Here is a 21997-nt window from a genome sequence, read left to right as displayed (position 1 = left end):
GGTTCTGGACGGGCTACTCTAGCGCCACCGGGAGCGCACTGAAAGCAGGCTGAAAGTTTGTCCGCTAACGCTTGCCTTGCTGCCGAATGTGTTCGAGCGTCGCGCCCGGCGTGCTCTGTTCCGCCGGAATGCGGACTTCGATTACGGCTGGCAGGCCGGAACGCTGTGCGCGCTCGAACGCGGGCATGAACTGGCTGGTCGTCTGGACGAGTTCGCCGTGCGCGCCGAACGCCCGCGCGTAGGCGGCGAAGTCGGGGTTGGTGAGTCCGGTTCCATGCACGCGGTTCGGATAGTGCCGTTCCTGATGCATGCGGATGGTCCCGTACTGGCCGTTGTTGACGACGATGAAGATCACCGGCAATTCATATTGCATGGCCGTGGCCAGCTCGTGGCTCGACATCATGAAGCAGCCGTCGCCTGCGAACGCGATCACCGTGCGCTCCGGGTACAGCGACTTCGCGGCGATCGCGGCAGGCACGCCATAGCCCATCGCGCCGCTGGTGGGCGCGACCTGCGAGCGAAACTGCCGGTACGAGTAATGCCGATGCAGCCACGTCGCATAGTTGCCGGCGCCGTTGGTGAGAATGGCGTCGGCGGGAAGGGTCTGGGCAAGCTGGCGCATGATCTCGCCGAGCTGGACATCGCCGAGCATCGGGCGCGGCTCGCGCCAGTCGAGATACGCAGCGTGTGCCGCTTCGTCCTCGCCGGCCCACGCGATGGAAGGCGGCGGCGGCAGCGCGGCCAGCATCGCCGCGATTTCCGGCATGCCCGAGACGATCGGCAAATCGGCGTGGTACACGCGCCCGAGTTCCTCCGCGCCCTGGTGTACGTGGATCAGCGTCTGCCTCGGCTTCGGGATGTCGATCAGCGCGTAACCGCCCGTCGTCGATTCGCCCAAGCGCGGGCCGAGCACGAAGAGCACATCGGCGTCGCGCACGCGCGCGGCGAGCGCCGGGTTGATGCCGAGCCCGACATCGCCGGCATAGTTCGGATGCTCGTTCGACAGCGTGTCCTGATAGCGGAATGCGCAGCCCGCCGGCAACTGCCATTGCTCGACGAAGCGCGCGAAGTCCTGCGTGGCTTCCTCCGTCCAGCCGCTGCCGCCCGCGATCACGAACGGCTTCCGTGCGTTGCCGAGCAGCTCGCGCAGGCGTTCCATCTGCGCCGGCGCGGGCGCGGCCGCCACGCGCTGGTAGCGCGGCAGCGGCGGGATGGCGGCGAGCGTCTCGGTGAGCATGTCTTCCGGCAGCGCGAGCACGACCGGCCCGGGACGCCCGGCCGTCGTGACGTGAAACGCGTGACTCAGGTATTCCGGCACGCGGCGCGGGTCGTCGATCTGCGCGACCCACTTCGCCATCTGCCCGAACATGCGCCGGTAATCGATCTCCTGGAACGCCTCGCGGTCCATGTGATCGCGCGCGCACTGGCCGATGAGCAGCAGCATCGGCGTCGAATCCTGAAACGCGGTGTGCACGCCGATCGACGCGTGCGTCGCGCCGGGCCCGCGCGTGACGATCGCCACGCCCGGACGTCCGGTCAGCTTGCCGACCGCCTCCGCCATGTTCGCCGCGCCGGCCTCGTGGCGGCAGACGATGGTCTGGATGTGCGCGGTTTCGTCGTGCAGCGCGTCGAGCACCGCGAGGAAGCTCTCGCCGGGCACGCAGAACACGCGCTCGACGCCGTGATGAACGAGCGCATCGACGACGAGACGGGCGCCGGTCGTCTGGCTTTCGGGAGCGGCGGACGGAGCAGCGGAAGCAGCGGACGTCATGCGATGAAGTCTCCTTGAAATGTCCGGAAACGCCTCGGTTCGATGCCGGAGAGGTGCCGGACGGTGAGCGACGTGCCCTCCAGCTTACGCGTTCGGCCGCGCCTTCGGCCACACGCCGCCCGGGAACATTTGGCTGCGGCGGGCGCGCCGTGTTCGGGCCCCGAACTGTCCATCAGCCGAAATACCCCTTTTTCCCACCCTTTATCCAGCGATGGACCCAAGGGGAACTTCGCAATAATGGCTTCACTGAAAAGCGGGACCGGCAAGCAGACAGACCGGTTCGCTCGCAACGATCGCCGTATCACACCTCATCGGGGGCAAGTTTGAACATTCGTAAATTCATCGGCGCGAACAGCCGTGACGCACTGCGCCAGGTTCGTGAAACGCTCGGTCCCGATGCCGTGGTGTTGTCGAATCGCACGCTGGACGACGGCTCGGTCGAAATCGTCGCGGTCGCGGACAGCGACATCGCTTCGATCTCGCCCGCCGCGCAGGAGCAGGCGGTGCGTTCGGGCGGCGCGTCGCGCGCGGCGCTGGCCGCGGCGGCGGCAGCGATCCCGGTGAAACAGCAGGCAGCCACGAACCCCTACGTGAACGGCGATGTGTTTTCCTCCGTGTTCGGCGCGAGTGCCGATGACGAAGACGACTTCGCATCCTCCGCCGACGACACGTCCCGCACGATGGCCGACACCAACCCGTGGCTGATCGAGCATGCGAAGCGCCTGGCGCAACAGGCGTCGATGCCGTCGAACCGCCCGCTCACGCCGTCGGCCGCGATTGCGCGCGGCATGGGCGTGCCGGTGACGACGCTGTCGCAGGCGCCGGTCCAGTCGACCGCCCGGTCGACCGAATCCGAAGCCGGCAAGTTTGCGCTGCGTCAGCAGCAGCCGGCCCGGGCCGAAGCGGCGCCGCAGCCGGTCTCACAACCGGTCTCGCAGCCGGCCGTGCAGCAGAAGGTCGAAACGCCCGACTGGGCGCGCGAAGCCGCGCAGGTCGCAGCCCGCCGCGCTGCGCACAAGATCAACACGAGCGCGCCGCACGCTGAAACGCCGGCGCCGGGCGCCGCGCCCGCCACGCCGGAAAGCGTCTTCGAAGGCCTGCCCGCGAATGCGGCGGCGGTCGTGACCGAGGCGATCCGGGCGCGCATGCAGCAGGTCGTCAACGACACGGTGATGAACGAACTCTCGTCGATGCGCGAGATGATGGAAGAGCACTTCGCCGGCCTGATGTGGAGCGAGCGCCAGCGCCGCAACCCGACGGGCGGCGCGCTGACCAAGCGCCTGTTCTCGGCCGGTTTCTCGGCGCAGCTCGTGCGCATGGTGATGGACAACATGCCGGAGATGGAGACTGTCGAAGGCGCGCTCGAATGGGTGCAGCAAGTCCTCGAAAACAACATTCCGGTGATGGACAGCGAAGACGCGCTGATGGAGCGCGGCGGCGTGTTCGCACTGATGGGCCCGACGGGCGTCGGCAAGACGACCACCACGGCGAAGCTTGCGGCGCGCTGCGTGATGCGCTTCGGCGCCAGCAAGGTCGCGCTGCTCACGACCGACAGCTACCGGATCGGCGCGCACGAGCAACTGCGCATCTTCGGCAAGATCCTGGGCGTGTCGGTGCACGCGGTGAAGGACGGCGCCGACCTGCAACTGGCGCTGTCCGAACTGCGTAACAAACATATCGTGCTGATCGACACGATCGGCATGAGCCAGCGCGACCGCATGGTCTCCGACCAGATTGCGATGCTGTGCGGCGCGGGCCATCCGGTGCAGCGCATCCTGCTGCTCAACGCGACGAGCCACGGCGACACGCTGAACGAAGTCGTGCAGGCCTACAAGAGCGCGCCGGACCAGCCGCCGCTCGCGGGCTGCATCCTGACCAAGCTCGATGAAGCCACCAATCTCGGCGGCGTGCTCGACACGGTGATCCGCTACAAGCTGCCGGTGCATTACGTCTCGACCGGACAGAAAGTGCCGGAGAACCTGTACGTCGCGACCAAGCGTTTTCTCATCAAGAGCGCGTTCTGCATTCCGCGCGACGGCTCGCCGTTCGTGCCGAACGAAGAAGAAGTCCCCGCGCTGCTCTCCGCGCTGTCCGCGCGTGCCTCGACCGACATGCATGGGGTGCACTTTGGATAAGTTCGTGCTCGACCAGGCAGAAGGTCTGCGACGGCTCCTCACGCGAGCTGGCTCGCGTGTGGTGGCGGTCGTGGGCGGCCCGGCGGGAATCGGTTGCACGTCGACGGTGGTGAATCTCGGCGCGGCGCTGTCGGTACATGGCAAGGATGTGCTTGTGATCGACGAGCACCGCAACGCGGCGTCGGCCAGCCGACTCACCGGCATCGAGGATGCAGGCGCGGCTGCCGCGGTGATGACGGGCCGCAGCACGCTCGCGGAGGCCGCCGGGCGCACGCCGTTCGGCTTTTCGCTGCTCGCGGCGCCGCGTGATGAACGCATCAGCCATGACGCCGCGCAATGCCGTGCGTTGCTGGACGGTCCGGCGGACATCGTGCTGATCGACGCGCAGCTGGACCGGTATGGCGCGCTCTCGTCGCTCGCGGCGCAGGCGCATGACTTTCTCGTCGTGACGCGGGTGGCCGCGTCGGCGATCACCGAGGCGTATGCGTGCATGAAGCGTCTGCACTACGCCCATGCGATCGGCCAGTTCCGCGTGCTGATCAATCACGTGCAGAACCCGGCCGATGCGGCGGTCGCGTTCGACAACCTGTCGGGCGTCGCAAGCCGGTATCTGGCTGTGTCGCTGGTGCAGGCGGGATATGTGTCCGAGGATGCGCGCGTCGCTCGGGCAAAGGAACTCTCACGCTGCGCTGTCGAAGCATTCCCGGCCACGGCCGCGGCACGCGACTACCGCGCGATTGCGGCGGAGCTCCTGCACTGGCCGATGCGCCCCGCGCCGTATGCGCGTGCGGCGAACGGCCAGGCGGACGCGCGAATTCCGGTTGGCGACTCTGAGCAGGGCGGACGGGAGACGGCGCATCGTGCGGCCGCGCTTCACGAAATGGCCATGAGCAGCACGGCGTCGATGTGATCAAGATAGGTGACCAAGATGTATAACGCCCAAGGCAAACTCTCACAGTCCGAAACGCTGACGAAATATGCACCGCTCGTTCGCCGGCTGGGGCTTCAGCTCGTCGCCAAGATGCCGGCGAGCGTCGATCTCGACGATCTCATCCAGGCCGGCATGATCGGCTTGCTGGACGCGGCCGGCCGCTACAAGGAAGACCAGGGCGCGCAGTTCGAGACGTATGCGAGCCAGCGGATTCGCGGCGCGATGCTCGACGAGCTGCGCGCCAACGACTGGCTGCCGCGCAGCATGCGCAAGACGTCGCGCGAAGTGGAATCGGCGGTGCACAAGGTCGAGCAGAACCTCGGCCGGTCCGCCAGCGAGACCGAGATCGCCGAACACATGAAGATGCCGCTCGACGAATATCAGTCGATGTTGCAGGACCTGCACGGCGCGCAGCTGATCTATTACGAAGACTTCGACCGTTCCGCCGATGACGAGCCGTTCCTCGACCGCTATTGCGTCGACCGTTCGGATCCGCTGTCCGCGCTGATGGACGACAGCCTGCGCGGCGCGCTGATCGAAGCCATCGACCGGCTGCCGGAACGCGAGAAGCTGCTGATGAGCCTGTACTACGAGCGCGGCCTGAACCTGCGCGAGATTGGCGCGGTAATGGAAGTGAGCGAGTCGCGCGTGTGCCAGCTGCACAGCCAGGCCGTGGCGCGTCTGCGCACGAAGCTGCGCGAGCAGGCGTGGACCGGCGCCGAAGCGTAAGTCTGACGTTCGACGCGTGACGCATGAGACGAATGGCCCGCAGCGATGCGGGCCATTTGTTTAGCTGGTTTCGAAATCGTGGGTTTCGGCGAACACGGTCTTGCCGGCGCCCAGACTCTTGGCGCGATACATGGCGCGGTCGGCGGCGCGCAGCACGGTGTTCATGTCGGACGGGCGCGCGATCGTCGCGCCGGACAGCAGGCAGGCGCCGATGCTCGCCGATACCGATACCGCCCGCTCCTGCACCGACGTGATGGCGGCGAGCGCCGAGTGGATGCTGTCGGCCACGGCGAGCACCGCCGAGCGGTCCCGCACCTGATGCGCGAGCACGACGAATTCGTCGCCGCCGAGCCGGGCGATGGTATCGGTCCTGCGCAGGCGCGCCTCGAGTTGATGCGCGAACGATTGCAGCAGCACATCGCCGACGGCGTGTCCGTAGGTGTCGTTCACTTCCTTGAAACCGTCGAGGTCGATCAGCAGCAGGGCGGTGGCGTCATCGGCGTCGTGGCCGTCCTGGCTGGTTGGTGGCGCGGCCATCGCCCGATTGACGATCTTCTCCAGCGCATAGCGATTCGAGAGGCCGGTGAGCGGATCGGTGGACGCCTGGCGCGCGAGATCCAGATTGAGCTTGCCGAGCCGGTCGACGAGCACGCTCAGATACACCGAAGCCCCCAGCACGCTCAATCCCAGGCCGATCGCGGCCGGCAGGTTGGCATGCCACCAAGGTTGCCCGAGGCCGAGCGCGATCACCACGATGAGCGCCGTCGTACAGGACACCGCGAGCGTGCGCTTGCCATACCGGCATCCCGAGCCGATCAGGAACCAGAACATCACCCAGATGAGCGGCAGCGCGCTGGCGCCGCCAGCCGCGAGCGCGAGTCCGAGCAAGGCCTGATCGGCGATGGTCGTGAGCGTCAGGCGCGTTCCGGACATGGCGCTCGCGCGGCTCACGACCAATAGCGTCAGGGCGCCGTAAGACACATAGAGGGCGACGAGCCGCACGACCATCGACGCATCGTGCGACGGGCGCCACAAAGCGAAGAGGCCATACGCGAGCAGCACCGCTGTTCCCATCCAGACACGAAGCGTGGCCTGCTCCCGTTCGGGACTCCGGTGCCCGGACCCGATGAAAGCCTGGATCCGGCGTGCCGGTTGATGCGCCTGCTCCATATGAACCCCTGGCTGGTGATTTCTTGCTGTTATGGTGTGCTGCTGTCTCGTATGTGCGGCCCGGTCGCGGGAGGCGCTGTGAAGGTGTGCATCGGGTTGCACCGTCGCGCGACCCGCTATTCTGCTACTTTTTGCGATCTCGCTGCAGGATCGGTTGGGGCGAATGCGGACTCTTTGACTCTTCCCGGTCTTCCTGCTTACGGCTGATGACAATGCACAACAACGCTTCTTCCCTGCAAGGCGAATGGCTGGCGGTCTGCAACAGTGAGGACGTGCCGGAGGGCGGGGCGCGAGGATTCATCGTCGCGGATGAGCGCATCGTCGTGTGGCGGGACAGTCTCGGCGCGGCGCATGTGTGGCGCGACTACTGTCCGCATCGCGGGGCGCAACTGTCGCTCGGATCGGTATCGCGCGACTGGATCACGTGTCCCTATCACGGCTGGCGGTATGACATCGAGGGGCAGTGTCTGCATATCCCGTCGAATCCCGCACTGCGTCCGCCGAAACGCGCCTGCGCGACGACCTTTGTCAGCGACGAAAAGTACGGCGTGGTCTGGATGTGTTTCGGCGAGCCCGAGTATGCGCTCGATTTTTATCCGGATGCCGATGTGCCCGGCGGGCGTCGCATCAATCTCGCACCGCAGACGGTGAGGTCATCGGCGCCGAGAGTGGTCGAGAATTTTCTCGACATGGCCCATTTCTCTTTCGTGCACGCGGGGATTCTGGGCGAGCAGGCGCATACCGAGGTGCCCGATTACGAAGTCGTTCCGGTCGATGGCGGTCTCGAAGCGCGGCAGTGCCGTTACTGGCAACCAGCCGGCATGCCGGGGCAGGACGACGGCGCGATGATCGACTATGTGTATCGCGTCAGGCGGCCGTTGATTGCGAGCCTCACGAAGATGGCCGCCGGCGGGCAGGGCGCGCTGCACATCATGCTGGTGGCGTCGCCGGTGTCGGAGACGGAAACGCGGGCGTGGCTCGTCTCCGTTCATGAAGACGACTCGACGCACAGCGATCGGGAGCTTTATGACTTCAATATGGAGATCCTGCTGCAGGACACGCCGATCGTCGAATCGCAATGGCCGAAGCGCTTGCCGCTGGAACTCGATGCGGAGTTGCATCAGAAGTGCGACCGGATGTCGGTGGCTTACCGGAGATGGCTGGCGGAACTGGAGTTCGGATGGGGGACGACGGGTGGGGGGTAGCGGGGGGCTTGAGATTGGTGCGCCCGGCTGGGATCGAACCAGCAACCCCTGCCTTCGGAGGGCAGTACTCTATCCATTGAGCTACGGGCGCATCGGCGGTGGGCTGCTTATTTGACAAGGTAACAAGGCAAGCGGCTCAAAGAAAGCCAGCTGCAAGGCCCACGCGAATCCGAGAGGATACCTGTTTTCCATGACTCCGTCCATCGCGCGGCGGTGCAATCTCAATGCCCGCGTGCGCCACAAGCATCACACGATTCGGGTAAACGCCCGTCCGGTCGTGCTGCTGCCCTGTGCCGCCGTCCAAACGTTCCGTCTATAATCGACCGAGCCTTTCCCCACGGCTTGTCTCGGCGCACGGTCTGAGCGCCAAGGCAATGCATGCGGTAGCTGTCACGCTGTCACTGAACCGACTCACACCAAAAAACGGGAGACGAGACAAGCATGAGCGAAGCACCCCACGGAGCCCCGATCAAGACGCCTGGTCAACTCATCGTCGCGATCATTGCGGGATTCGGCATTCCAGTCGCCATCATCATTCTGCTCGCCGTCTATGTGAACAACTCGACGCGCACCGGCGCAGGCACCGATATCGAAGCCTCCGTGAAGGAGCGCATCGCGCCCGCCGCCCAGGTCGATGTCCGCGACGCCAATGCCCCGCGCGTCTACAAAACCGGCGAGGAAGTCTTCAAGGCCGTCTGCTCCGCCTGTCACGCCGCCGGCACCGCCGGCGCGCCCAAGTTCGGCGATGCCGGCGCGTGGGCGCCGCGCATCAGCGAAGGCTACGACACGCTGCTGCACAACGCGCTCAACGGCAAGGGCGCGATGCCCGCCCGCGGCGGCACGAATCCCGACGACTACAGCGACTTCGAAATCGCGCGCGCTGTCGTCTACATGGCAAACAACGGCGGCGCCAAGTTCGCGGAACCCGCGCAACCGGCGCCGGGCGCCGCGGCAAGCGCAGCCGGCGCTGCTTCCGCACCGGCGGCCGCGAGTTCCAACGACAACGCACAGGCCGCAGCCGCCGTCGCCGCGTTGGCGTCGGTACCGCAGGCCGCGCCGGCTCCGGCCGCGGGCGCCCAAAGCGCCGACGCCGCGCAAGCCGGCAAGGCGCTCTACGAGCAGGTCTGCCAGGCGTGTCACGCGGCCGGCGTGCTCGGCGCCCCGAAGTTCGGCGACAAGGCTGCCTGGGCGCCGCGTCTGAAAGAGCCGATGGACACCGTCTACAACTACGCGCTGCACGGCAAGGGCGCGATGCCGCCGAAGGGCGGATCGAATGCGCCGGACGCCGATGTCAAGGCCGCCGTCGACTACATGGTGAACGCGTCGAAGTAAGAGGCCAGGCCGCAAAGCAAAGAACCCTGCGCACGCGAGTGTCGCAGGGTTTTTTTCGAATGCACTGAATGAACCCGACAGCGGCGATCAGCTCTTCTGCAGCATCGCCTTGAGCATCGCCATCCGGTCCTTCGGCGACAGCGGCGCTTCATCGGCAGTCGGCGGCGGCGCGTCGTCGAGCAGCATCTCGGGAATGAAGCGCGACGGTTCGCACACCACCGTCTCCCGCGCCCGCTTGCGTTTCTTGCACCAGTTCAGATGCAGGCTGCGCTGCGCCCGCGTGATCGCGACATACATCAAACGGCGTTCTTCCTCGATGCGCGCATCATCGACGGGCGTGTCTTCGTCCGAGCCGCCGCGATGCGGCATGATGCCTTCCTCGACACCCACCAGGAACACGTGCGGATACTCCAGCCCCTTCGACGCATGCACCGTCGACAGGCGCACCGCATCCGGATCCTCTTCCTTGCCTTCGAGCATCGACATCAGCGCGACGGTCTGGATCAGTCCGAGCAGGTTCTTGCCTTCGTCGGCGAGACCGTCGGCGGTGTCGAAGCCGGTCTGCTCCGTGCCCGGCGCGGCTTCGGGCTTGGTGCCCTTGCGCTTCAGCCATTCGAGGAACTCGAGCACGTTCTGCCACTTCGACTGCGCCTGCCGTTCATCGTAGGCATCGTAGAGATACGACTCGTAGTGAATGGCCTCCATCATGTCATCGAGGACTTCGCTGGCCGGATCGCGCGCGGCGCGGTCGGACAGCCGGCGTATCCACTCGCAGAACGTGCGCAGCGGCTCGACCTGCCGCGCCGACAGACGCGCCTCGATGCCGCCCATGAACACGGCCTCGAACAGCGACACCTTCGCCGCGCCCGCGAACGCCCCGAGCGCTTCGAGCGTCGTGTTGCCGACGCCCCGGCGCGGCGTCGTGATCGCGCGGATGAACGCAGGATCGTCGTCGGGATTCGCGATCAGCCGCAGATACGCGATCAGATCCTTGATCTCGGCCTTGTCGAAGAACGATTGCCCGCCCGACAGCACATACGGAATGCGTTCACGGCGCAGCACCTGTTCGAAGATGCGCGCCTGGAAGTTGCCGCGATAGAGAATCGCGTAATCGCGGAACTGCGTGCGTCGCTCGAACTTGTGCGCCGAGAGCCGGAACACGACGGATTCCGCCTCATGCTCTTCGTCGTTGCAGCCGGTGACGGTGATCGTGTCGCCCATGCCGTGCTCGGACCACAACTTCTTCTCGAACAGTTTCGGATTGTTGGCGATGACGTTGTTCGCCGCGGTCAGGATGCGCACCGTCGAGCGATAGTTCTGCTCCAGCTTGATGACGTGCAGCTTCGGAAAGTCCTTGCCGAGCTGCGCGAGATTCTCGATCGTCGCGCCGCGCCAGCCGTAGATGGCCTGATCGTCGTCGCCCACGGCCGTGAACGCGGCGCGCGGTCCGGCCAGCAGCTTCACCAGTTCGTACTGGCAGGTGTTGGTGTCCTGGTACTCGTCGATCAGCAGGTAGCGCAGACGGTTCTGCCACTTGTCGCGCACCTGCTCGTTCTGCGCGAACAGTTGCGCCGGGCGCAGGATCAGATCGTCGAAATCGAGCGCCTGATAGGCATGCAGCGTGGCCGCGTAGCTGCGATAGACAATCGCTGCCTGATGTTCATCCTCGTTGCTGGCGAGCACCGACGCCTGATCGGGCGACACCATCGCGTTCTTCCACAGCGAGATGATCGATTGGATCTTGCGGATCAGCCCCTTGTCCGTGGTGCCGAGCTGCTCCTGGACCATGCCGAAACAATCGTCGGAGTCCATGATCGAGAACTGCGGCTTCAGGCCGACGTGCTCCGCCTCCTGCCGCATGATCTGTACGCCGAGCGAGTGAAACGTGCAGATGGTCAACTGATTGACAGGAATCCGGCGGCCTTCCTTGCCCGGTGCCGTGAGCGTCTTGCCTTCGAGCAGCTTGGCGGTGCGCTCGCGCATTTCGAGCGCGGCTTTGTTCGTGAACGTGAGCGCGGCGATGTGCCTCGGCTCGAAGCCGCGCCCCTCGATCAGATGCGCGATCTTCTGCGTGATCACGCGTGTCTTGCCGCTGCCTGCGCCGGCGAGCACGAGACAGGGACCATCGAGATAGCGCACGGCTTCGTTTTGCGCGGCGTTCAGACCTGCGGACATCGTTCTGGGCTTTGGATTCTGAGGCGCGCGGCATGCAGCCGCCGCATGAAGGAGTGCGCGATGTTAACACGATGCCAAGCGCCCGGTTCCGGCCCTGCTTACGGTCGGAGGGCGTGAAGCACGGGCTGCGGGCGTGCCACAATATCAAACCGCTTTCCACGACAGGATGCCCGCATGAGTTCAGCACTGAAAGTCGGCGTAATGGGCTATGGCCTCGCCGGCGCGACGTTTCACGCGCCCGTCATCGAGCATTGCGGCCGCGCCGAAGTGACCGCCATCGCGACCAGCCAGGCCGAGCGCGCACAGGCCGACTATCCCGACGCGCAAATCGTGGCGGACCTCGACGCGCTGCTGGCCGTTCCGGGCCTTCAGTGCGTCGTCATCGCGACGCCGAACGACACGCACTTCGACCTCGCGCACCGCGCGCTGTCGGCGGGCAAGCATGTGGTGGTCGACAAACCCGTCACGCTCAGCGCCGCCGATGCCCGCACGCTTGCCGATCTTGCCCGCCAGAAGGGGCTGCTGTTCGCCCCGTTCCACAATCGCCGCTGGGACGGCGATTTCATGACGTTGCGCGGCTTGATCGAAAGCGGGCGGCTCGGGCGCATCGCGCACTACGAATCGCACTTCGACCGCTTCCGCCCCAAGGTTCCGCAACGCTGGCGCGAGGAAGCGGCGCGCGGCGGCGGTCTGCTGTTCGATCTGGGGCCGCATTTGATCGACCAGGCGCTGACCTTGTTCGGCGCACCGGAGACGGTGACGGCGTTCGTCAAGACGCATCGCGATCACGCGCATGCACCGGATTACGTACATCTCGTGCTCGGCTACGACGACAAGCAAGTGATCCTGCACGCAAGCGCGCTCGCGGCGCTCGAGCCGCCGCGTTTTGCGGTTCACGGCACGCGCGGCAGCTACGTGAAGAGCGGGCTGGATACGCAGGAAGATCAATTGCGGGCCGGCATGCGGCCGGGCAATCCGGAGTTCGGCAAGAACCCACCGGGCCTGCTGCGCGAAGTGGACGGCGATCACGATCTGCGCCATGAATTCGCAACGAAGGATGGCGCGTACATCGAGTTCTACCGGGCGCTGGCGGCGTCAATCCAGGATGGCAAGCCGTTCCCCGTATCGCCGCAGGACGCGGTGGATACGATGACGATCATCGAGCTGGCGATGCAGAGCGATCGCGAAGGGCGGAGCGTGGCGTTTGTGAGGGCGTGAGGGCGGGGGATAATCGAAAGGCGTGAAACGGGCGGCATTGCTGCCTGCTTCGCGCCTTTCGTGTATTCCGGCAGGCGTTATTTCTGATTTTTTTCGAGATGGCGGTTTGGTTCGATTGCGCTGCTAGTATCAGCGCAGATCATGAATCGGAAATCCGGAGCAGTCGTCCTTGAATCTTCCAAAACTCGCCACGACGGAATGGCTCAGCGAAGTGATCGACATGACGATCACGACGAATGGCAATGCTTTCCGGATAAGGCGTATTGAGCGAGATGCCCAAGCGCTTCTTGAAAGGGGTGCGCAGCAGCGGGAAATGTGCTGGCTGATTCTGGCATTTGCCGCATTTCTGCGCGGCGACCGGAGCCAGTGCATACGGTGTATCGAAGCCGCTCAGGCACTCGCGAAACACGATGTGATGATTCTGGGCAATGCGGCCTCGCTCTTGAACAATGTCGGCATGCCGCGTCTCGCTGTCAATTATGCGCGCCGGGTAGTCGCGAACGCAGGCGATGACGCTCGGTTCAAGGTGAATGCTGCGCGTGTGCTTTTCGGAGCATTGCATTTCGAAGATGCGGCAAGGATCGTTCTTGCTCAGGAAAATCACAGCGCACTCACTGAAGTCGATGCATTTTTTGTATCCATCGAGGGAATTGTCGAGCGGCTTCAGAAAAGTAATGTCGGCATCGAGCTACGCCTGGCTCTGTTGGAATCGGCCATCGCGGCCATCTGCGAGGAAGACTGTGTCATAAGACAAACCACCGTCGTGGTTTATCCGGACCATTCCATGCGATACGAGCTCTTCGTCGATCAATCCGCAAGCCGTTGCGCCAGCGTGAATTGCGCGATAGCGGACACGTTGACCGAACGCTTCGAGAACGCTCATCCTGAAGCCATCACTTTCGCGTGCCGCCCATTTGCGTCCTATATACCGGCAGGTTTGTCCATCGAGGTTGAACGGTGAGTATCGAAGTCGATGATCTATTGACGCTGGCGGAACAGTTGTCGGCGGGCAGTCACGAATGTGAATGGCGCGCGGGCGCCTCGCGCGCTTATTACGCCGCCTACCACAAGGCGCTCGTCGTGGCGGATCATTGCCTGCCCCCCAATCCGCAGCTTTGTGGTGGGCACGTCAAGCTCACTGAGCGACTCAAGGCAGGCGGCATGAAAGGACGATCGCTGGCCTATTCACTGATCGATCTCAAGCGCGTGAGGACAGATGCGGACTATCGGCTCGCTGAATCGTTCACACAGTCTCAGGCCACGGACCTTCTGGCAAATTGCCGTGCGTTTGTCCCTCGGGCAGACGCTTTCCGGGCGCACGTCGAACGCACTCAGGCCGCCGTTTCCTGATCGGCAGCGGCGCCTGCGTCGCCCCAACGGCCGAGCGCCATCCTGATGCGCCCCCAAATGTCCGCCCCCACCCATTCCGCCCCCGGATCAGTTTGACAACCCCAATTCGGTCGCGTAAATTCTGCCGCACGCGTCGGGAGAGCGCGTGGCCGCTGCTCAGGCAGTGTCGCCGCGCCGCCGAAGGGGCATACCCGCAAACTCTCAGGCAAAAGGACCGACGGCGTCGAGGAATCATTTCCTCGCACTCTGGAGAGCGGCAGCGGCTTCTATAGCGAAGCCAGTTGCCCACCGAAGGGGCGCGCGATGAACCGCAGCACGACCGTGCACGGTTCGCGCAATCTCTCAGGTACCGAGGACAGAGGGGTCACGCATCGCAATCGTCGCGGCATAAGCCTTGCGCGCTGTTCGACAGCACGAAAGGCTCATCCGGCAGGCGAATAGTGCGCTGCGTGGCCTTTTTTGTTTCGCGAACCGAGGCCCCGATGACCGACCTTCAACACACGCCCCTGCACGCCGCCCATCTCGCGCTGAACGCGCGCATGGTCGATTTCGGCGGCTGGGACATGCCCGTCAACTACGGTTCGCAGATCGACGAGCATCGCGCCATCCGCACCGATGCCGGCATGTTCGACGTCTCCCACATGCGCGTCGTCGATTTCGAGGGCGAAGCCGTCCGCGACTTCTTCAAGTACGCCCTCGCCAACAACGTCGACAAACTCACGACACCCGGCCGCGCACTCTATTCCTGCCTGCTCAACGGCGACGGCGGCGTCATCGACGACCTGATCGTCTATTACTTCTCCGAGACGAGCTTTCGCGTCGTCGTGAATGCGAGCACCGCCGAGAAGGACATCGCCTGGTTCGGGCAACTGAACGCCGCAGGCGAGTTCAACCTCTCCATCACGCCGCGCCGCGATCTGGCGATCATCGCCGTGCAGGGTCCGAACGCCCGCGAAAAAGTCTGGCACGTGCTGCCTGATGCCCGCGCACAAACCGAATCGATCAAGCCGTTCAACGCGGTCCGCTTTCCGTCGACGGCATTCGGCGAAGTCATGCTCGCGCGCACCGGCTATACCGGTGAAGACGGTTTCGAGATCGTCGTGCCCGCGACGCACGTCGAAGCCCTGTGGAACGCGCTGCGCGATGCCGGCGTGAAGCCCGCCGGGCTCGGCGCGCGCGACACGTTGCGCCTGGAAGCCGGCATGAATCTCTACGGCCAGGACATGGACGACACCGTCTCGCCGCTCGACGCCGGCCTCGCCTGGACGGTCGATCTCAAAAGCGAGCGCGACTTCGTCGGCCGCAGCGCGCTGGAAGCAAACGGCGCGCAGGCGAACTTCGTCGGACTGGTGCTGATGAAGGAGAACGGCCGCGCGGCCGGCGTGCTGCGCGCCCACCAGAAAGTGCTGTCGCAGCACGGTGAAGGCGAGATCACGAGCGGCACGTTTTCGCCGTCGATGCAGGAGTCGATCGCGTTTGCGCGCGTGCCCGCCGCCGTTGCCGCCGGCGACACGGTGCAGGTCGTGATTCGTGACAAGCAAGTCCCGGCGCGCGTGGTAAAACTTCCGTTCGTGCGCAACGGCAAGGTCCTCGTGGATCTGTCCTGAGGCAAGTGCATCAGACAAGGCATCAAGCCGCTGCGCCCGTTTCCTCCGATCAAGAACCTCACGAACGCATCACGCAAGGAGCATCCAATGAGCATCCCGGCCGATCTGAAATACACCGAATCGCACGAATGGGTCCGCACCGAGTCCGACGGCACCTTGACCGTCGGCATCACCGATCACGCGCAGGAAGCGCTCGGCGACATCGTGTTCGTCGAACTGCCGGCAGCCGGCAAGAGCGTCGCGGCGGGCGATGCCATTGCGGTCATCGAATCGGTGAAGGCCGCCTCCGACATCTACGCGCCGGTGTCGGGCGAGATCGTCGCCTCGAACGACGCGCTGGCTGCCGCGCCGGACCAGGTCAACGGCGCGCCGTACGAAAGCTGGCTCTTCAAGATCAAGCCGTCCAGCAATGACGGTCTCGACAAGCTGCTCGACGCCGCGGGCTACGGCCAGTCGATCGGCGAATAACTTTCTCACTTGGACGAAGGCGGTTTTCCTCGAGGAAAGCCGCTTCTCGCAGGAATTCTCATGAAGCTCGAACACCCGGATCGCCTGATGAACCGCACCTCCCTGTCACTCGCCGCGCTCGAACGCCACGACGCGTTTGCGGAACGGCACATCGGCCCCGATGAAGCAGACCAGCGCGCGATGCTCGACGCGCTTGGCTTCGCCTCGCGCGCGGCCTTCATCGACGCGGTGATTCCTGAATCGATCCGCCGCAAGGAAACGTTGCCGCTCGGCGCGTTCACGCAGCCGAAAAGCGAGGCGGAAGCGCTCGCGTCGCTGCGCAAGCTGGCGGACGAGAATCTGGTGTTCCGGACTTACATCGGCCAGGGTTACTACGGCACGCACACGCCGGGCGTGATCCTGCGCAACGTGCTCGAAAACCCGGCGTGGTACACGGCCTATACGCCGTATCAGCCGGAAATCTCGCAAGGCCGTCTCGAGGCGCTGCTCAACTTCCAGCAGATGGTGATGGACCTGACCGGCCTTGCGATGGCGAACGCATCGCTGCTCGACGAAGCCACCGCCGCCGCGGAAGCCATGACGCTGCTGCAACGCGTGGGCAAGCCGAAGTCGAACGTGTTCTATGTCGCCGACGACGTCCTGCCGCAGACCATCGAAGTGGTGAAGACGCGCGCGAAGCCGGCGGGCATCGAAGTGAAGGTCGGTCCCGCCGCGGACGCCGCGAGTGCGAATGCCTTCGGCGTGCTGCTCCAGTATCCGGGCGCGAACGGCGACGTGCACGACTACCGCGCGCTCGCCGAAGCGATTCACGCCGCGGGCGGTCATGTGATCGCGGCGGCGGATCTGCTCGCGCTGACGCTCATCACGCCGCCGGGCGAGTGGGGCGCGGACGTGGCCATCGGCAATACGCAGCGCTTCGGCGTGCCGGTCGGCTTCGGCGGCCCGCATGCCGCCTTCATGGCGGTGCGCGACGAATTCAAGCGCCAGATGCCGGGCCGTCTTGTAGGCGTGACCGTCGACGCGCAGGGCAATTCCGCGCTGCGTCTCGCGCTGCAGACGCGCGAACAGCATATCCGCCGCGAAAAAGCGACCTCGAACGTGTGCACGGCGCAGGCGCTGCTCGCGATCATGGCGAGCATGTACGCGGTTTATCACGGCCCGCAGGGTCTCCGGACGATCGCGCAACGGGTGAACCGGGTCGCGTCCATCCTCGCGGGCGGTCTGCGCAAGCTGGGCTATACGCTGGCCAATGAATCCTTCTTCGACACGCTGACGATCGAAAGCGGCGCCAGCACGACCGCGCTGCATCAGGCCGCCTACGCCGCGCACGTCAATCTGCGCCGCGTGAGCGCGACGTGCGTGGGCGTGTCGCTCGACGAAACCACGACGCGCGATGACTTGCTGAAGCTGTTCGCGCTGTTTGCGGAAGTCGCGGGCAAGACCGAAACGTTCGACATCGACGCGCTCGACGAAGCTGCGTCCGTTTCACTGCCGGCCGAACTGCAGCGCACGAGCGACTACCTGACGCACCCGGTCTTCAATCGACACCATTCCGAGCATGAAATGCTGCGCTATCTGCGCAGCCTCGCGGACAAGGATCTCGCGCTCGACCGCACGATGATCCCGCTCGGCTCCTGCACGATGAAGCTCAACGCCACGTCGGAAATGCTGCCGGTCACGTGGCCCGAGTTTGCGCAGATTCATCCGTTCGCGCCTGCCGAACAGACGGTCGGCTATCGCACGATGATCGATCAGCTGGAACAGATGCTGGTTGCATGCACGGGCTACGCGGCGGTGTCCTTGCAGCCGAACGCCGGCTCGCAGGGCGAGTACGCCGGCCTGTTGATCATTCATGCGTATCACGAGTCGCGCGGCGAAGGTCATCGCAGTGTGTGCCTGATCCCGGCATCGGCGCACGGCACGAATCCGGCGTCGGCGCAAATGGCCGGCATGCAGGTCGTCGTGGTGGCGTGCGATGCGAACGGCAACGTCGATATCGACGATCTGAAGGCGAAGGCCGAAAAGCATTCGGCGAATCTCGCGGCGATCATGATCACGTATCCGTCGACCCACGGCGTGTTCGAGCGCAATGTGCGGGAAATCTGCGAGATCGTGCACGCGCACGGCGGCCAGGTGTACGTGGACGGCGCCAACATGAACGCGATGGTCGGCCTGTGCGCGCCCGGCCAGTTCGGCGGCGACGTCTCGCACCTGAACCTGCACAAGACCTTCTGCATTCCGCACGGCGGCGGCGGACCGGGCGTGGGTCCGGTCGCGGTCGGCGCACATCTGGCCAAGTTCCTGCCCAATCAGGTCTCGACCGGCTACCAGCGCGACGAAGCGGGCATCGGCGCTGTGTCGTCGGCGCCGTATGGCTCGGCTGCCATCCTGCCGATCTCCTGGATGTACATCGCGATGATGGGCGCGCAAGGCCTGACGGCCGCCACCGAAAGCGCGATCCTCGCGGCCAACTATGTCGCGAAGCGCCTCGCGCCGCACTATCCGGTGCTGTACAGCGGCGCGGGCGGGCTCGTCGCGCACGAGTGCATTCTCGACGTGCGTCCGATCAAGGAATCCAGCGGCATCTCGGTGGAAGACGTGGCCAAGCGCCTGATCGACTACGGTTTCCACGCGCCGACCATGAGCTTCCCGGTCCCCGGCACGCTGATGGTGGAGCCGACCGAATCCGAATCGAAGGAAGAGCTCGACCGCTTCATCGACGCGATGATCGCCATTCGTGAAGAGATTCGCGCCGTCGAGGAAGGCCGCGCCGATCGCGACGACAACGTGCTGAAACACGCGCCGCACACCGCCGCAGTCGTCACGGCGGACGCGTGGGACCACAAGTACACGCGCGAGGCGGCAGCGTATCCGCTCAAGTCGCTGGTGACGCGCAAGTATTGGTCGCCAGTGGGCCGCGCGGACAACGCCTATGGCGACCGCAACCTGATGTGTTCATGCGTACCGATTTCGGATTACGCTGAATGAGTACGGCCTAGAGCCGGCGAGCCGCCCGAATGGTCAAGCATTGTCGGGCGGTTTTGCGGTGCGCGTCAGAACGGCTAACATCACACCCCGGACCCAAGCCAATCAAGGAGTACGCATGGCGCCGAAGGTGCGAGAGGTGAACGAAGGCCGTTTCAGGCCACGCGAACGGCTGGCTGTGCTGTGCGCGCTGACGCTGGCCGCGCCGGCTGCGCATGCGGCGATGAACTTCTGCGCCGCGCCCGCGATGCAGACGAGCGAGCGCACCAATGCCGATCCCGGCGTGCGGGCGCTCGTGAAGATGGTTCAGTCACACGTCAACGACCAGCCGAAGGCGCGCGCGAAGCTGCACACCGAGGGCACGTTGCCGCACGAGGGCATTCGCGACGAGAGCATCGAGGCCGAGAAGGACTTAAGCCTGATGCGCGACGCGGCGCTCGCCTGGCGCGCCACCGGCGACGAGCGGTACCTGCGTCTGGTGGACCGTTTCCTGTTCGCGTGGACCACCACGTATCAGCCGAGCTTCAACCCGATCGACGAGACCAACTTCGAGTCGCTGATCCTCGCCTACGACCTGACGGCGAGCGCGCTGCCGGTCAAGACGCGCAATGCCGCGAACGCCTTCATCACGAAGCTCGTGACCGGTTACATCAACGACATCGACAAGCAGCCGCGTCCGCTCACCGGCACGTATCGCAACAACTGGCAGAGTCATCGCGTGAAACTGGTGGCGATGGGCGCGTTCACCATCGACGACCGCAAGCTCATCAACGCGGCGCAGCGGCTGTTCGTCGAGCATATCGGCGACAACATCGCGCCGGATGGCTCGACGGTCGATTTCGCCGAACGCGATGCGCTTCACTACGTGACCTACGACCTTCAGCCGCTCGTCACGGCGGCGCTGGCCGCGCGCCGCCACAACCGCAACTGGCTGCCGGAACGCGCGCAGTCGGGGGCGACGCTCGCTGTCGCGCTCAACTGGCTCACGCCGTATGCGCTCGGCACGAAGACGCACGAGGAATTCGTGCGTTCGACCGTCCCTTTCGACGCCAAGCGCCGCGAGGCCGGTTTGCCGGGCTTCTCGGGTCCGTGGGATCCTAAAAACGCGGCAGAACTCTTTCATCTGGCGGCGCGTCTCGACGGCCGCTACGCGCCGGTGGCGCTGCGGCTCGCGCCGACGCCGCCCGCGTGGCTCGCGGTGTGTCTGCCGCTGCCGGCGCGCTAACTCTCACGCAGGAGCAGTCATGGCAGTCAGCGTATTCGACCTCTTCAAGATTGGCATCGGACCGTCGAGCTCGCACACGGTCGGTCCGATGCGCGCGGCCTTGTTGTTCGCCCAGGGGCTCGAGCGCGACGCGCTGCTGGACGCGGTGGCGTCGGTGAAATGCGAGTTGTACGGCTCGCTCGGCGCGACCGGCAAGGGCCATGGCACCGATCGCGGCGTGATGCTGGGCCTGATGGGCGACGCGCCCGATACCGTCGATGCCGGCACGATTTCGGCGCGTCTCGACCAGGTGCGCGCGTCGAAGACACTGGCGCTGCTCGGCCATCACAAGCTGCCCTTCACGATCAGGGAGAACATCGCGTTCTACCGGCAGGCACTGCCCGAGCATCCGAACGGCATGAAGCTGTACGCGTTCGATGCAAGCGGCGCGTTGCTGCGCGAGGCCACCTATCTGTCGGTGGGCGGCGGTTTCGTGGTGACGGCGGGCGCGGCGAATACCGCGGTGCTGACGGCGCACGAGCAATTGCCGTTTCCGTTCCAGACCGGCGACGAATTGATGAGGATGTGCGTTGAGTCGGGGCACTCCATCGCCCGGCTGATGTGGGAAAACGAATGCGTCTGGCGCAGCGAGGACGAGATCCGCGCGGGCCTGCTGCGCATCTGGGACGTGATGCAGGATTGCGTCGCGCGGGGCTGCGGCATCGGCAATCCCGAAGCCGAAGGGCATCTGCCCGGACCGTTCCAGGTGAAGCGCCGCGCGCCGCAGTTGTACAAGGCGCTGGCGAGCAAGCCGGAGCTGGCGCTGCGCGATCCGCTGTCGATGATCGACTGGATCAACCTCTATGCGATCGCGGTGAACGAGGAAAACGCGATAGGCGGACGCGTCGTGACCGCGCCGACCAATGGCGCAGCCGGCATCATCCCGGCCGTGCTGCACTATTACGACCGCTTCGTGCCTGGCTCGAACCCGCAGGGCATCATCGACTTCCTGTTGACGGCCGGGGCTATCGGCATCCTTTACAAGATGAACGCGTCGATTTCGGGCGCGGAAGTGGGCTGCCAGGGCGAAGTGGGCGTGGCGTGTTCGATGGCGGCGGGCGGCCTCGCGGCCGTGCTCGGCGGCACGCCCGCGCAGGTGGAGAACGCAGCGGAAATCGGCATGGAGCACAACCTCGGGCTCACCTGCGATCCGGTGGGCGGCATGGTGCAGATTCCCTGCATCGAACGCAATGCCATGGGCTCGGTGAAGGCCGTCAACGCGGCGCGCATGGCGATGCGCGGCGACGGTTCGCACTATGTCTCGCTCGATTCGGTGATCAAGACCATGCGCGAAACCGGCGCCGACATGAAGACCAAGTACAAGGAAACGTCGCGCGGCGGGCTTGCGGTGAATATTGTCGAGTGTTGAGGCCCGGCGCAAGCTGGCCGTTCGGTGGATGTTCGAATCCGCCTCAGTTGCTTAGCATGACGTCATAACTGGCATGCGGAGCAAACAATGCTTGACGTCGCACGTGGCAACATCGAAAACAAACTGTGCATTCTCAGCGTTCGCTATCAAGGCTATGATGCTATCGCGCATGAGATAGATCTGAATCAGCTGGGAGAATCGATTCAAGGCTTCGCGCGCGTCATTTCGCTATGTGCGAGCGTGCTCGCGACGGGTAGACTGCCCTTTCACTTCGATGCACTCGATGTC

Annotated in this window: 16 protein-coding genes, 1 tRNA gene and 2 riboswitches; of the genes, 13 read left to right on the top strand and 4 right to left on the bottom strand. The window is 65.0% G+C overall.

The features are described from left to right. Positions 1-64: 64 nt before the first annotated feature. Positions 65-1771, bottom strand: a complete 1707-nt coding sequence (locus tag QCE64_RS12720) for a thiamine pyrophosphate-binding protein (protein ID WP_310004007.1) — start codon at positions 1769-1771, stop codon at positions 65-67. A gap of 323 nt (positions 1772-2094) precedes the next feature. Between QCE64_RS12720 and flhF the strand changes: the two genes are divergently transcribed. The 3 genes from flhF to QCE64_RS12705 are packed head-to-tail and all read left to right on the top strand — an operon-like array spanning position 2095 to position 5566. Then, positions 2095-3906, top strand: a complete 1812-nt coding sequence (gene flhF, locus QCE64_RS12715; RefSeq protein WP_309931329.1) for a flagellar biosynthesis protein FlhF — start codon at positions 2095-2097, stop codon at positions 3904-3906. Next, positions 3899-4816, top strand: a complete 918-nt coding sequence (locus tag QCE64_RS12710; protein WP_310004005.1) for a MinD/ParA family protein — start codon at positions 3899-3901, stop codon at positions 4814-4816. Before flhF ends, QCE64_RS12710 begins: the two co-directional genes overlap by 8 nt. An 18-nt stretch (positions 4817-4834) precedes the next feature. Continuing rightward, positions 4835-5566 carry an RNA polymerase sigma factor FliA gene (locus QCE64_RS12705; RefSeq protein WP_309898321.1) on the top strand — a complete coding sequence of 244 codons (732 nt, stop codon included), beginning with the start codon at positions 4835-4837 and terminating at the stop codon, positions 5564-5566. Positions 5567-5626: 60 nt separating this feature from the next. Here the strand turns inward: QCE64_RS12705 and QCE64_RS12700 are convergent, their stop codons facing one another. Beyond that, positions 5627-6640: a GGDEF domain-containing protein gene (locus QCE64_RS12700; RefSeq protein ID WP_309919203.1), complete on the bottom strand. Its 1014-nt coding sequence runs from the start codon at positions 6638-6640 to the stop codon at positions 5627-5629. 308 nt (positions 6641-6948) lie between these two features. Between QCE64_RS12700 and QCE64_RS12695 the strand changes: the two genes are divergently transcribed. Continuing rightward, positions 6949-7941 (top strand): aromatic ring-hydroxylating dioxygenase subunit alpha, encoded by a 993-nt coding sequence (locus QCE64_RS12695; RefSeq protein WP_310004003.1) that lies wholly within the window; start codon positions 6949-6951, stop codon positions 7939-7941. A 15-nt stretch (positions 7942-7956) separates the two neighbouring features. Here QCE64_RS12695 and QCE64_RS12690 read toward each other — a convergent pair. Further along, positions 7957-8032, bottom strand: a tRNA-Arg gene (locus QCE64_RS12690). Positions 8033-8382: 350 nt separating this feature from the next. Between QCE64_RS12690 and QCE64_RS12685 the strand changes: the two genes are divergently transcribed. Next, a complete protein-coding gene (locus QCE64_RS12685; RefSeq protein ID WP_309919197.1) occupies positions 8383-9273 on the top strand; it encodes a c-type cytochrome in 891 nt (296 codons plus the stop codon). Positions 9274-9360: 87 nt separating this feature from the next. On the opposite strand, the gene QCE64_RS12680 is transcribed toward QCE64_RS12685, so the two are convergent. Further along, on the bottom strand, positions 9361-11448 hold the full coding sequence (locus QCE64_RS12680) for a UvrD-helicase domain-containing protein (protein WP_310004002.1): 2088 nt from the start codon (positions 11446-11448) through the stop codon (positions 9361-9363). A 174-nt stretch (positions 11449-11622) separates the two neighbouring features. On the opposite strand from QCE64_RS12680, the gene QCE64_RS12675 reads away from it, so the two are divergent. From QCE64_RS12675 to QCE64_RS12640, 8 genes are all read left to right on the top strand, one after another. Further along, positions 11623-12666 carry an oxidoreductase gene (locus QCE64_RS12675; protein WP_309919191.1) on the top strand — a complete coding sequence of 348 codons (1044 nt, stop codon included), beginning with the start codon at positions 11623-11625 and terminating at the stop codon, positions 12664-12666. A gap of 169 nt (positions 12667-12835) precedes the next feature. Beyond that, the gene (locus QCE64_RS12670; protein ID WP_310004001.1) at positions 12836-13627 is read left to right on the top strand and encodes a hypothetical protein; all 792 of its coding nucleotides are present in this window, start codon (positions 12836-12838) and stop codon (positions 13625-13627) included. Next, positions 13624-14016: a hypothetical protein gene (locus QCE64_RS12665; protein WP_309919186.1), complete on the top strand. Its 393-nt coding sequence runs from the start codon at positions 13624-13626 to the stop codon at positions 14014-14016. The genes QCE64_RS12670 and QCE64_RS12665 overlap by 4 nt, the downstream gene beginning before the upstream one ends. 124 nt (positions 14017-14140) lie before the next feature. Continuing rightward, a riboswitch (glycine riboswitch) is annotated at positions 14141-14243 on the top strand. Between the two features lie 9 nt (positions 14244-14252). Then, a riboswitch (glycine riboswitch) is annotated at positions 14253-14385 on the top strand. Between the two features lie 113 nt (positions 14386-14498). Then, positions 14499-15623, top strand: a complete 1125-nt coding sequence (gene gcvT, locus QCE64_RS12660; protein WP_310004000.1) for a glycine cleavage system aminomethyltransferase GcvT — start codon at positions 14499-14501, stop codon at positions 15621-15623. Between the two features lie 87 nt (positions 15624-15710). After that, positions 15711-16091, top strand: a complete 381-nt coding sequence (gene gcvH / locus QCE64_RS12655; protein WP_309810807.1) for a glycine cleavage system protein GcvH — start codon at positions 15711-15713, stop codon at positions 16089-16091. A gap of 60 nt (positions 16092-16151) precedes the next feature. Beyond that, positions 16152-19079 carry an aminomethyl-transferring glycine dehydrogenase gene (gcvP, locus tag QCE64_RS12650; protein ID WP_310003997.1) on the top strand — a complete coding sequence of 976 codons (2928 nt, stop codon included), beginning with the start codon at positions 16152-16154 and terminating at the stop codon, positions 19077-19079. 115 nt (positions 19080-19194) lie between these two features. After that, positions 19195-20301, top strand: coding sequence for an alginate lyase family protein (locus QCE64_RS12645; protein ID WP_404987334.1), 1107 nt, complete (start codon positions 19195-19197; stop codon positions 20299-20301). 19 nt (positions 20302-20320) lie between these two features. Then, entirely contained in the window at positions 20321-21709 is a 1389-nt protein-coding gene (locus QCE64_RS12640; RefSeq protein WP_309919179.1) for an L-serine ammonia-lyase, read from the top strand. Positions 21710-21997 lie beyond the last annotated feature (288 nt).

Origin of the sequence: Caballeronia sp. LZ043 (assembly GCF_031451075.1) — a bacterium.
In the GTDB taxonomy this organism is placed as follows: Bacteria; Pseudomonadota; Gammaproteobacteria; order Burkholderiales; family Burkholderiaceae; genus Caballeronia.
The sequence above is the reverse complement of the archived record's forward strand: the minus strand, read 5'-3'. Positions and strand labels throughout refer to the sequence as shown.